Raw genomic sequence first — 11,874 nt, 5'->3', positions numbered from 1 at the left:
ATACCAATAACATCTTCAATGAAATTATCGAAACAAGAGGAAAAATGGATGAAAAAATTAGGATAGAAAAAGAGGTTAGTAAATAACGCCCATGATGTGTAACCGCCCGGTCTTACATCTGGAGACAACATTCCCGCGGCCGAAGCCACGGAAAAACTTCGAGATGCTACTTGGCAGCCTCATAGACATCTTTTCGCGGGAAGATAAAGGTCGTATGGCGGTCAACCACTATGCGCTCTTTATCATCGATCGCGTAGGCTCTGATTGTGATCGGAATGATCGTATCTTTGGTCGCATCGTCCACGATCATCTCATCCGTATAGAGGACGACCACTTTTTTCTTTTTAATGCCTGGCTTCGCTTTAAACGGTGCAGAAGGTTTTTGGATCTTGATCTTGCCTTCATACTCTTTCGGCGTAATAATATCAAAATAGAATTTATGGTCTTCATTTTCCGTATTTTGGAGCAGGAAGATATAGGCATTATCGACAACTTTTCCGCCATCAACTGTTGTCTTGACATCATAAAGACGGCTCTCTTTATTGATGTTTAGCAGCATATGTTCTTTTGTACTTCCCATAAGACCCAGGACAACCGCCACAATAACAAGGATAACCGCATAGCCGATCACCTTCGGACGGAAATAGCGGGTCTTGCCTTTCTGATAAAGAACCTCTTTGTCACTTGACCAGCGGACAAGACTCTCTTTACCGAGTTTACCCATAACCGCCGTACAGGCATCCACACACTCCAGACAGTTGATACATTCAAGCTGCAGACCCTGGCGGATATCAATATGCGTCGGACAGACCGTTACACATGACTCACATGCCGTACACTCGGAATTCGGTTCAGCCGCGCGGATATCCTTCTCTTTTGTGTACAGTTTTGTATGCTCGTCATAGATCTTTCCGCCTCGGTGCGGATCGTAGATTGCCATGACCGTATCGTCATCATAAAGCACCGACTGAATACGAGAGTAAGGACAGACATAGATACAGAAGTTCTCTTTGATCATAACGACATCGACAATAATGAAGGCCGCAATACCGATCAGTGATCCGAGAAGTACCATATGGTCAAGCGGGTTGGCCATGTAGGCGAAAAAGTCTTCAGGTGGTACGAAATACCATAAAAAATCCGCCGCTGCGACAAACGCCAGAAGTGTCCAGAGCAAGACAGCGATCACTTTTTTAACCTTGTTCTCCGTCTTGGACATATCCGGTTCATTCTGCTTGTTCTTAATACGCTTTCGCAGTTTCAGTAGCTTTGTCTCGATCAGGTCACGGTAGATGACACGGAAGATCGTCTGCGGGCACATCCATCCACAGAAGACACGCCCACCGACAACAGTAAGCCCGAAAATTCCGATGAACATGATCATCAGGACAAACGGCATCAAATACATCTCTTGCATATCGAACTGCACGAATGCAAGGTGTAGTTTCAGCTTGTCGAATGAAAGTAGGAAGAGGTGATTTCCTTCTATCGTAATCCACGGCGCGACCAGGGCAAAAACGGTTATTAAACCGAAAAACCAGTAACGCATAATACGAAATGGAATCCACCCTTTTAAATAATCTTTTGTCGATTTTTTCTCGACAGCAACTGTTTCACTCATGCTTCTGACTCCTCTTGAATTTTATCTGAATGGGGACAGACAATCGTCCCTATCACTTTTTGTTCTGCATCAACCGGGACATCCAGTGTAACCAGCCCTTTAGCAACCTCTTTGAGCTCACGTGACTCGATATAGTCTTTTAAGGAGCTTCGGCTGACCTTCAGTTCTCTTGCCATAGCACTGACACTCATATTATCACGAATGTACCCGATGATCAGGTCCAGATAAGGATCGAACTTCGAAGAGGAACGGCTCCCTTTCGGGCGTCCGATCATCTTCTTCTCTCTGCTCTCCAACACCTGACGTAGTTGATCAATTATACCTAAAACCAACATTACGTCGCTATTCTGATCGATCACGACACCCGCACTGATGACATGAATACGCATCTCGTTTTTTAAAAGACAGGCAACCATCTGTAAAAGATCGGTTATATTGCTGCTTAAGACCCAGATGTCGGAGATCAGGAGATCCCGGCCCTGGTTGCTTCTAAAAAACTTGACAACATCTTCACGCTCGTCAAGTGTGTTGTTTTGCGAGGTGTGATCAACATATTCTTCCGTAATATCTATTCCGCTGGCCTGCGCATAAGCATTAATGCTTTTGAGCTGCTCGAAAGCGCCATCAAAATATTTATCTGGGCGTATGTAACTAATTGCCATTGACGATTAAACCCCCGATATTTTTATTTTCATCACCATTATAGAGCTTTTTGACGTTAAAAGTCAATATATATATGGATTATTTTCGTCAAAAATCTCTTTTCAGCTTAATTTGTGATGATTTCGTGATGAAAAAACAGTTTATCCGTTTACGGGTGCCTGTTGCCTGAACAGTGTATGGCTCTTTGGATGCTTCAACAGTTTTATCTTGCTTTGCCTTCACACAAGTAAGGGTGGGGTATAATCATAATAAAAAACGGAGAGGGTGTGAACGATTTATTTATAGAATTTCGTGATCCGCTGTTTGGCATCATCATCTTCTTTTCTCTTGTCTTTGTGATCGCGCTTTTTTCATATTGGTGGAGTCGCATCAAACACAAGGAGGAGTCGCGTTATTTCAACAGTTTTCTTGATGTTTTTAGTTCTATGCCGACGGAGCAGGAGCTGAAATCACTCATGCACTCCGAAGCGATCTCCGAAAAATCCGCACTCATCATGGCACAGACCTATTTCCAAAACGGCGACTACGAGAAGTGTATCGAGATCTATCTCATTCTGCTTGAACTTCAAAAAGAGCCGGCCCAAAAAGTAGAGACCCTCTATCTTTTGGGGGTGACCTATTTCAAGGCAGGGTTTTTGGAACGTGCACAGGAGATATTTCTACAGATCCTGAAACAGTTTCCCCGTACGCCTAAAGCCCTGCGTTATCTGCTGATCATTTATGAACAGATGCATCAGTTTGACAAAGCCCTTGAAGTCCTGGAACCGCTGGAGGAGCTGGGTATCGATAACAAGAAAGACCGTATCTATCTCGCCGCCGTCGGCATCATTCGAAGCAGTCAATTCGGAGTAGAGGAGAAGGCGCAGAAGCTGTTGGCTCTGTACCAGGAGCATCACCTCTTAAGCTACCTTATTTTTGAATATCTCTTTCGCCACACCCCGGATCTGGCCTGGAAAAACCTCGATCTCGGAGAGTGCGAACGGATGATCGACCTCCTCTGGAATGCCCGCGAAGCTGAGGCAAATTTGGATATAATTTCATCTAACAGTTATCTGCGCGAACTCTTTAGCGCCAAAGGCTTAACTTTTGCTGCCCAGGAGAGCAACATCTTTGAGTTTGATGTCCTGATCAAGCTCAATATGGCAGACCAAGGCGGTGCCACCTTGCAGTTTGATTATCTGTGCAACCATTGCAAGCAGGTCTATCCGTTCAGCTTCCATCGATGTCCAAACTGCCATGAGATCGATTCGGTCGTCACAGAAGCACTTTTGACAAAGGATCACTTTGAAGAAAATAACTCTTTTCAGTGATGGAAGTGCCTTAGGTAACCCCGGGCCAGGCGGGTTTGGGACGATCTTGCGTTACCATAACAACGAGCGCATTATCAGCGGTGGCGAACTGCACACGACCAACAACCGCATGGAGCTGCGCGGCGTTATCGAAGGGTTGAAGGCCCTAAAAGAGCCCTGTGAGGTCGAGATTGTCTCGGATTCCTCCTATGTGATCAAAGGGATCAACGAGTGGCTCGATAGCTGGATCGCACGCGGCTTCAAAAAGGTCAAAAACCCCGATCTTTGGCAAGAGTACATGGAAGTTGCCAAACCGCATCATATCCATGGGATCTGGGTCAGAGGACATGTCGGTCATGAAGAGAACGAGAGGTGTGACGATATCGCCCGGGCCAAGGCAGAAGAGTTCAAAGCTCTCGCCAACTGAATTACGAAAGGATAAAAATGGAACAGATAAAAGCATTAGAGGATCGACTCGGCTATAGCTTTAAAAACAAAAAGCTCATTATTGAAGCGCTGACCCATAAGAGCTACAAACAGCCCTACAATAATGAACGTTTAGAGTTTTTAGGCGATGCGGTGCTCGATCTTATCGTCGGCGAATACCTTTTTGAGAACTTCCCCAATCACGATGAGGGAAAACTCTCTAAAATGCGTGCTTCATTGGTCAATGAGGAAGGGTTTACCCGTTTAGCCAACCATATCGGGCTGGGAAAACAACTCTTATTGTCCAATGCAGAAGAGAACAATGGCGGCCGTAGCAAACCCTCTCTGCTCTCAAATGCCTTTGAGGCGATCATCGGGGCACTCTATCTTGAGGCCGGTCTGGAGAAAGCCCGCGATATCAGTATCAAATTGCTTGAAGAGGTCTATCCGGACATCTCCCTTGACACCCTCTTTAAAGATTATAAAACAACCCTTCAGGAGATGACCCAGGCGCAATTCGGAACCACCCCGGAATACAAGCTTGTCGGTTCCCACGGGCCCGACCATAAAAAAGAGTTTGAGATCGCCGTCCATGTCGATGGCAAAGAGTATGCCCGGGCCAGCGGAAAGAGCAAAAAGATTGCCCAACAAGAGGCTGCATTTCTTGCTATCAACATACTAAAGGAAAATGAAAAATGAACCGATTCGGCATCCGTTTTAGCTTTTCAACATTCGGCGAGTCCCACGGCAAAGCGATAGGCTGTCTGATCGATGGTGTTCCGGCAGGACTCACTATAGACGAGGCCTATATCCAGGCGCAGCTGGACCGCCGTAAACCGGGCCAGAACGAGTTTGCGACAGCGCGTAAAGAGGCCGACAGCGTCGAAATCCTCAGCGGCGTCTTTGAAGGTGTCAGCACCGGCACGCCGATCGCTATGGTGATCTACAACACCAACCAGAAGAGCAAAGACTACTCCAACATCAAAGACACCTTCCGTCCGGGGCATGCCGACTTTACCTACTGGCACAAATACGGCATCCGCGACTACCGCGGCGGCGGACGCTCTTCTGCTCGCGAGACTGCGGCACGCGTCGCGGCAGGAGCCGTGGCCAAACTGATGCTCAATGAGCTCGGCATCACCATAGAGAGCGGTATCATCGAGATCGCAGGCATTCACGCCAAAGAGCTTGATTTCAGCTACCCTGCCGGAAGCGAGATCTATGCGCTTGACAGAAATGTCGAGCAGGCCCAGAAAGAGGCCATTCTGGAAGCCAAAAACCGTCACGACTCTGTCGGCGGTGTCGCCCAGATCAGGATGCATAACCTGCCTATCGGTCTGGGTGAACCCCTTTATTACAAACTTGACGGTGTCCTTGCCGAGGCGATGATGGGGATCAACGCCGTTAAAGCGGTTGAGATCGGCGACGGTTATGAAAGTGCCAGAGCTTTCGGTTCGACCAATAACGACCCGATCCGAAAAGAGGGGTTCGAATCCAACCACTCCGGCGGGATCCTGGGCGGGATCAGCAACGGTGAAGAGGTACGGCTGAATGTCTACTTCAAACCGACACCCTCCATCTTTATCAAACAGCACACGACAACGACTCATGATGAAGAGGTCGATTTTGCACTAAAGGGACGTCATGACCCATGTGTCGCAATCCGAGGTTCAGTCGTTGCCGAGGCGATGGCTGCCCTTGTTGTCGCCGATATGGTCCTGCTGAATATGGGACGGACGATGGACGGTGTAAAAAGCTATTACGAGGGCTGATTCTATTTAGCTACATTCCCGGCAACGTTGAGCGCGTCCCATGCCTTTGAAAAAGGCGGCGCATAACAAAAGTCCATCATCCCGAGCTCTTTTACCGTCATCTTTGTTTTGATCGCCATTGAGATCACGTCGATACGCAGCGCTGCCCCATCTTTACCCAATACCTCCCCGCCGAGAATTATGCCTGTCGTTGCATCGTACAGCAGTTTGATGTAAAGGTCTTCTTGTCCGGGATAAAATTCGGAATGGTTTTTATCTTTAATAAAAACAGTTTTGTACGCCACTCCCATCTTCACGGCATCTGACTCGCTGATACCTGTCAATGCTGCCTCATAGTCCATAACTTTGACGCATGCCGACCCCAGCGAGCCGGGGTAATAGGCCTCGACGCCGGCCATGTTTTCCCCGACTACGCGACCAAGCTTGTTGGCACCGGTTGCCAGAGGGATGTAAACATCTTCCTCTTTAACGATATGCGGTACCGTGGCACAATCGCCCGCGGCATAGATGTCTGTGACGCTTGTTTCACCGCTGTTGTTGACAATGACCGCACCGTTAGAGAGACGCTCAACCGGGCTCTTTTCTAAAAAATCCGTATTGGGTCTGAAACCCGTCGCGATCACAACTAGGTCCGTTGGGTATCGACCTTTGTCCGTTACAACCGCCTCAACACTGTCCACCCCTTCAAAACCGGAGACACTCTCTTCCCGGGTCAGTTCAACGCCATGGCTTATCAGCTCTTCCTGCATAAGCGCTGTGATCCTTTCATCAAATACCCTGTTGAAGATGCGTTCATTTCGTTCAATGATACGAACCTTCTTGCCCAGTTTTATCATCGTTTCAACGACTTCTATACCGATAAAACCGCCGCCTATGACCGTAACATTTTGAACACTTTCCATGGCGGCCGCTGTTTTAAGTCCAAGACCGTCTTCCAGCTTTGTCAATGTAAAGATATTGCCAAGTCTGTTATTTTTAAATGGCGGCATGATGGCATTGGCACCGGTCGCGATCATCAGCTTGTCGTAGCTGTCATGAAATATTTCGCCGCTTTGGAGGTTTTGGACCTCAAGCAGCTTTTCAGCACTATTTATACGCAGTACCTGATACCCGGTAAAGACCTCAATGCCGCTCTCTTTCGCCTGTGCAACACTCCGTACGACCATCTTCGCGCTGTCATCAAAAAAACCGCCTACATAATAAGGCAGTCCGCAGGCACCGAATGAGATGATCTCTCCCCTCTCATAGATAGTAACCGAACCCTCTTTCAACAGGCGTCTCGCTTTTGCAGCAGCACTCATCCCTGCAGCGGCACCACCGATGATGACTATCTTCATACCAATTACTCCAAATCTTTTTTAAACTATTGTAACGCTTTTAACATAATATGCGCATAGTCAAATGACAAGAGCGTTCTATTTGTTCTTCTTGTAGGAGATGCCGGGGTTTGTCTTATCCAGAGTTGACAAAAGATGCTGTTCATCCTCTTTCGAGAGCTTGCCGCTTGCAATGGTATCGAGGATCTTCTCCGCCATCTTGACCTGAAGCTCTTTTTCTCGCAGATACATCTCTTTTTCCAGCTCATCCTGGTGCATCTTCAACTTATCTTCGCGACGCTTTTTAAAGATATAAAAACTCAGTACAAAAAAAGCTGTCAAAGAAAGGGCTATGACGATCAGTGTGCTTTTTTTCAGGGCATATTCACCCTCTTGCACAAAGCTGGAGAGGTTGTGCTCTTTAAGGGCCAGCTCATTTTGGGTTTGCAGGGCAATAAGCTTCGTATTCTGCTCCATCTTCTGCAGTTCGAGATCGCGTTCTTTGTTGATCTTTGCGATCTCTTTGCGACTCTCAGCTTCGATTTCAGCAATCGCGACAGTGTTATCCGTCTTGGAAGCGGGGACGCTGTAGATACGTTTCTGTTCAGCCGGTTTTTCGCCCATCATGTAGGGCTGCTGGCGGTCATCACTGCTGCAGCCGAAGATGAGAACCACGGCAGCAGTAAAAAGCGTCAATAGAGTTGTCTGTTTCATAAACATATTCTACACAAGAGTAGGTAAACTCCATCAGCTACAGATTTTTGTCGAACCAGTTGGCCACCTCGCTCCGAATCACATGGCGCAGCTGTATGCCGGCAACAAAATCGCTATGCTGCGCCTTGTGCAGCAGTGTGACAAGAGCATTGCGGCGCTTGGAAAGGAACGGGTGGTCGATCTGGTGGGCATCACCCATAACGACAAGGCGTGTCCCCTCCCCCATACGGGTACCGATCAGCTTCATCGTCGCATTGGTCATGTTCTGCACCTCGTCAATGATGACAAACTTGCGCGATATCGTTGTCCCGCGCATATGGGCAATATCCATCACCTCGATATTGTACTTGGCCATGAACTGTTCCGTAGCGTTTTCACGTTTCGTGGTGTTGATGTTGCCTGTATACTCTACCTTTGCCTCTATAGAACGCTTAGTCTGGTGCTCGATCGTAAAGTTGATGGCTGAATAGAGCGGATACATAAAATAACCGAGTTTCTGTTCCTGGTCCCCCTTGCGATAGCCAAGCTCCGCCTGGGGATCGCTTGCTGTCACCGTGTTACGTGCGTAGACGATCCCCTCGACGAGTCCCTCCTTAACCAGCTCAAGGCCTGCCTGAAGCGCCATCAGTGTCTTGCCCGAACCCGTCGAGCCGGCGACCACCGTAACGCTGTTTTGCGGATGGGTCAGGATCGTATAATAAAATTTCTGCTCCAGGTTGATGGGGCGGACCAGCTCTTCGTCAAAATACTCCCCGAAACGGCGGTCAAAATCACACCATTCCAACGTGTTATGCATATTTATCGCATAGCGCTGGATACCGGTCTCGTATATCTCGTTCTGTTCACTCTTCGCTTTCTGTATGAAGGTCATCTGCTCAAAATCGTTGTGCTCCTTCTCATCATCAACAAAAGGTTCGTCGTTGTAGTAGTAGCTGTGTGCGAACTCTATCGCATCGGCATTTTCGACGCGCGAGTTGCGGATGCTCTCGGAAGCGATATCCTGCACTTCGGCTGCGATCTTGAAGGAGATATCGTTTGTCAGGAGCGTCAAGCCGTAATCCTTGGCTATCTCACCGATCTTCGCATCGTTGAGCCCTTTTTTTTCGTCGAATACACGGCTGATGCGGTAGTCACTGCGATAGACGATATAGAGCGGCACCTCGTTGTCAAAATCCCGGTTGCCGAGAACCGACGGTTCAAACGGCAGGACCAGCCGGTAATAGAGATCGTCTCTGCACGCCGCTGCATCGCTGTCTCGCTTCACGCAGTCGGGCAGATCATCAAACGTGATCGTTGACCCCTTGTCGTTATCGGAGAGCCTGAAAAACTCTCTGGCCCTGAAACCCGCATCAGAGCGCATGTCATCTTTCTTGTTATTGAGTTCAGCCAGAACAATATCGGTAATCACAACGATATTTTCATTGTTTTCCGAAATTCTCAAAATATTCAGTGGATCATCTAAAATAACGGAAGTATCGAGGAGGTAGCAGCTTTGTACATCGTTCAAAACGAATCCTTCAACTAAGGTAGAGTCACCTCTGAAGCGCCCTTTTAAAAGGCCTTTTGGTGCTCGTTAATCAATTATAACCACAAAATTATAAATAATGAAAAATGTATTGAATAAAAAAAGTACAGAAGAGATATCGTGGTGTTGGAGGTTATAGACACCCGCTGAGCGCGGGGTCAAAGAGCAGATTAGATCGGAAGAACGCGGATCTTGCCTGAAAGCTTCTCTTTCAGTGTTGACTCGATTGCATAAAGTGTCCCTGTCGTCGATGATGAACATGAAGAACAGGCGCCGAGGTAGCGGATGTACACATCAATGTATTCGTCAGAGTCTTTAATATCGATAACTTCCATGTTACCCCCGTCCATGACAAGGAACTGGCGTACGCTCTCATCGATCACCGCATCGATCGCTTTGATCTTTTGAACCAGTGTCATCGTCTCGAAATCGCCCGTTACACCGGCATCAGCTGCAGCGGCCATCTTCTCCTGATCCATCTGTTTACGTGTATCTTCAAGAATATCAACAAGATAGTATTCACGGTCTTCGTGACCGCCAGGTTTAACACATGATTTACAGAATCCGCCCGCTTTCGTATAGTCAGTGATCTGTTCAACCGTCGTCAAATCGTTCAGGCGAATAACTTCCTGAAGTGTTCCGAGAGAGATACGTGCACATTCACACACGATGATCTCCTCTTCGAAACTCTCGGCGTCAACACCCATATAGAGGCCTGCCGCTTTTTTGATAACATCGTACGCCATGACCGAACAGTGCATCTTTTGCGGTGGAACAGCTGGTGTATCCGGATCGTCACGCAGCGCCATCTCAACATCAATGTTTGTGATCTTTACCGCTTCCTGAACCGTTTTACCGATACAAAGCTCTGTCATTACGTCTGACGAAGCGATCGCCGTACCGCAACCAAAACTTTTGAATTTTGAATTAACGATCTTGTCTGTTGCCGGGTCGATCTCCCAGTATAGACGAACCGCATCACCACAAGACTCGGCACCGAAGTCGGCTACGATAAGCTTATGCCCGTTTGCAGATGCTTCCTCTTCCGTGATCTCGCCCTGGTGCTGAGGGTTGTTCATCAAAGTTGTTACTTTATTCGAATATGCGTCCCAAAGAGAGCCGCCTAATAAATCATTTTTTGCCATAAAATATCCTTTCTATTTTCTTTTCAGTCTAGTGGTGGTGAAGTTCACACTCTTGAACTTCGCCGCCCGGTGTTGGTTTTACTTTTGCGTATGAACTTGAGATAGCGCGAAGACGCGTAACCGCATTTTTAAAATGGTTGATCACATAGTCAACCTCTTCATCGGTTGTAAAACGGCTCAGGCTCAGACGGATACCGGTGTGGGCCAGTTCGTTATCGGCACCGATCGCCAGCATAACGGTGTTTGCTTCCAGGTCTTCCGATGCACAGGCAGAACCTGTTGATGCGCCGATCTCGCCGTTGTTAAGATCCCAGAGCATCCCTTCTCCCTCAACCCCGCGGATCGAGATAAGAATGGTGTTAGGGGTACGGTTATCACGATCACCGACCGTAAATGTCTCGGGAATCGCTTCCAGGAGTGCCCCTTCCAAACGGTCGCGTTTAGCACGGATTGCGGCCATCTTCTCTTCTATATTTTCTGTCGCGAGCTCCAGGGCTTTACCCATGCCCACAATATAAGGTACATTCAGTGTACCCGAACGACGACCGCCCATGTGCTCACCGCCGTTTAATAACGGAGAAAGTTCCTGGGAGTTTTTAATGTACAGCGCGCCTATCCCTTTAGGACCGTGGAATTTATGGGCACTCATTGAGACAAAATCGACATGGACCGCTTGAAGATCTACGGGGATCTTGCCTACAGCCTGAACGCCGTCTGAATGGAAAAGCACCCCTTTCTCTTTACAGATATCACCGATCTCTTTAATAGGAAAGATCATACCTGTTTCATTATTTGCCCACATGACAGAGACCAAAGCAGTCTTATCGGTGATGAAACTTTTAACCGTGTGCGCTTCGACAATACCTTGTTCGTTTACCGGAAGATAGGTCACTTTTACACCCTGCTCTTCCAGGAATTTACAAGTTGACAGGACGGAAGGGTGTTCCACCTCTGTTGTCACGATGTGGTTTTTGTCACCGTTGAGGATCTTATCAACCCAGATCGATTTCAAAACCCAGTTGTTGGATTCCGTCGCGCATGATGTAAAGATGATATCGTCAGCATCCGCTGCATTGATCGCTGTATAGACCTGATCGATCGCTTTAGAGATCGCAGGGTGAGAAGCTGTTCCAAACTTATGGAGTGAGTTTGGATTGCCATACTGTTCCGAAAAGTATGGAAGCATCACTTCAAGTACCTGAGGATCTACCATTGTTGTGGCATTGTTATCCATATAGACTTGCATATATTTCTCCCGATAATGATTATTGATTTAAATAGGACAATTTTTATCCTAATTCGATGGTGAGATAATAGACTAAGAGTTGTTATAGCTTCCTTAAGGTTTTTTTATACTAATTTTACTTTAAGGAATGGAATCAATAGAGCTGTTTTGCAGTGTC

General features: G+C 47.4%; 11 protein-coding genes. 4 read left to right on the top strand and 7 right to left on the bottom strand.

Annotation, left to right across the window (positions count from 1 at the left end; genetic code table 11):
* Window positions 1–166 precede the first annotated feature (166 nt).
* Both ccoG and WCY20_RS00760 read right to left on the bottom strand, forming a co-directional pair.
* Window positions 167–1,621, bottom strand: coding sequence for a cytochrome c oxidase accessory protein CcoG (ccoG, locus tag WCY20_RS00765; RefSeq protein WP_345976298.1), 1,455 nt, complete (start codon window positions 1,619–1,621; stop codon window positions 167–169).
* Window positions 1,618–2,283 (bottom strand): recombinase family protein, encoded by a 666-nt coding sequence (locus WCY20_RS00760; protein ID WP_345976296.1) that lies wholly within the window; start codon window positions 2,281–2,283, stop codon window positions 1,618–1,620. Before WCY20_RS00760 ends, ccoG begins: the two co-directional genes overlap by 4 nt.
* Before the next feature lie 267 nt (window positions 2,284–2,550).
* Between WCY20_RS00760 and WCY20_RS00755 the strand changes: the two genes are divergently transcribed.
* Genes WCY20_RS00755 through aroC form a run of 4 tightly spaced genes read left to right on the top strand, consistent with a single transcriptional unit; the run spans window position 2,551 to window position 5,771 of the window.
* Window positions 2,551–3,594: a tetratricopeptide repeat protein gene (locus WCY20_RS00755; protein WP_345976294.1), complete on the top strand. Its 1,044-nt coding sequence runs from the start codon at window positions 2,551–2,553 to the stop codon at window positions 3,592–3,594.
* Window positions 3,569–4,000, top strand: coding sequence for a ribonuclease HI (gene rnhA / locus WCY20_RS00750; protein WP_345976292.1), 432 nt, complete (start codon window positions 3,569–3,571; stop codon window positions 3,998–4,000). Before WCY20_RS00755 ends, rnhA begins: the two co-directional genes overlap by 26 nt.
* A 17-nt stretch (window positions 4,001–4,017) precedes the next feature.
* Window positions 4,018–4,698 carry a ribonuclease III gene (rnc, locus tag WCY20_RS00745; RefSeq protein ID WP_345976290.1) on the top strand — a complete coding sequence of 227 codons (681 nt, stop codon included), beginning with the start codon at window positions 4,018–4,020 and terminating at the stop codon, window positions 4,696–4,698.
* Window positions 4,695–5,771 carry a chorismate synthase gene (gene aroC, locus WCY20_RS00740; RefSeq protein WP_345976289.1) on the top strand — a complete coding sequence of 359 codons (1,077 nt, stop codon included), beginning with the start codon at window positions 4,695–4,697 and terminating at the stop codon, window positions 5,769–5,771. The genes rnc and aroC overlap by 4 nt, the downstream gene beginning before the upstream one ends.
* Window positions 5,772–5,773: 2 nt before the next feature.
* Here the strand turns inward: aroC and WCY20_RS00735 are convergent, their stop codons facing one another.
* The 5 genes from WCY20_RS00735 to WCY20_RS00715 all read right to left on the bottom strand — a co-directional run bounded on the left by WCY20_RS00735 (window position 5,774) and on the right by WCY20_RS00715 (window position 11,717).
* Window positions 5,774–7,108: a CoA-disulfide reductase gene (locus tag WCY20_RS00735; protein WP_345976286.1), complete on the bottom strand. Its 1,335-nt coding sequence runs from the start codon at window positions 7,106–7,108 to the stop codon at window positions 5,774–5,776.
* A gap of 78 nt (window positions 7,109–7,186) precedes the next feature.
* Window positions 7,187–7,801: a hypothetical protein gene (locus WCY20_RS00730; protein ID WP_345976285.1), complete on the bottom strand. Its 615-nt coding sequence runs from the start codon at window positions 7,799–7,801 to the stop codon at window positions 7,187–7,189.
* A 37-nt stretch (window positions 7,802–7,838) separates the two neighbouring features.
* A complete protein-coding gene (locus WCY20_RS00725) occupies window positions 7,839–9,308 on the bottom strand; it encodes a PhoH family protein (protein ID WP_345976283.1) in 1,470 nt (489 codons plus the stop codon).
* Window positions 9,309–9,496: 188 nt separating this feature from the next.
* Window positions 9,497–10,471, bottom strand: a complete 975-nt coding sequence (locus WCY20_RS00720) for an iron-sulfur cluster assembly scaffold protein (RefSeq protein WP_345976281.1) — start codon at window positions 10,469–10,471, stop codon at window positions 9,497–9,499.
* A 28-nt stretch (window positions 10,472–10,499) separates the two neighbouring features.
* A complete protein-coding gene (locus WCY20_RS00715) occupies window positions 10,500–11,717 on the bottom strand; it encodes a NifS family cysteine desulfurase (RefSeq protein WP_345976279.1) in 1,218 nt (405 codons plus the stop codon).
* Window positions 11,718–11,874 lie beyond the last annotated feature (157 nt).

The organism is Sulfurimonas sp. HSL3-7 (assembly GCF_039645985.1).
Classification (GTDB): Bacteria; Campylobacterota; Campylobacteria; order Campylobacterales; family Sulfurimonadaceae; genus Sulfonitrofixus; species Sulfonitrofixus jiaomeiensis.
This window is presented reverse-complemented; position numbering and strand designations above follow the sequence as displayed.

Bases quoted from the DNA above. Each gene is read 5' to 3' on its own strand.
- ccoG (WP_345976298.1), bottom strand. From the start codon at position 1,621: ATGAGTGAAACAGTTGCTGTCGAGAAAAAATCGACAAAAGATTATTTA.
- WCY20_RS00760 (WP_345976296.1), bottom strand. From the start codon at position 2,283: ATGGCAATTAGTTACATACGCCCAGATAAATATTTTGATGGCGCTTTC.
- rnc (WP_345976290.1), top strand. From the start codon at position 4,018: ATGGAACAGATAAAAGCATTAGAGGATCGACTCGGCTATAGCTTTAAA.
- aroC (WP_345976289.1), top strand. From the start codon at position 4,695: ATGAACCGATTCGGCATCCGTTTTAGCTTTTCAACATTCGGCGAGTCC.
- WCY20_RS00735 (WP_345976286.1), bottom strand. From the start codon at position 7,108: ATGAAGATAGTCATCATCGGTGGTGCCGCTGCAGGGATGAGTGCTGCT.
- WCY20_RS00730 (WP_345976285.1), bottom strand. From the start codon at position 7,801: ATGAAACAGACAACTCTATTGACGCTTTTTACTGCTGCCGTGGTTCTC.
- WCY20_RS00720 (WP_345976281.1), bottom strand. From the start codon at position 10,471: ATGGCAAAAAATGATTTATTAGGCGGCTCTCTTTGGGACGCATATTCG.
- WCY20_RS00715 (WP_345976279.1), bottom strand. From the start codon at position 11,717: ATGCAAGTCTATATGGATAACAATGCCACAACAATGGTAGATCCTCAG.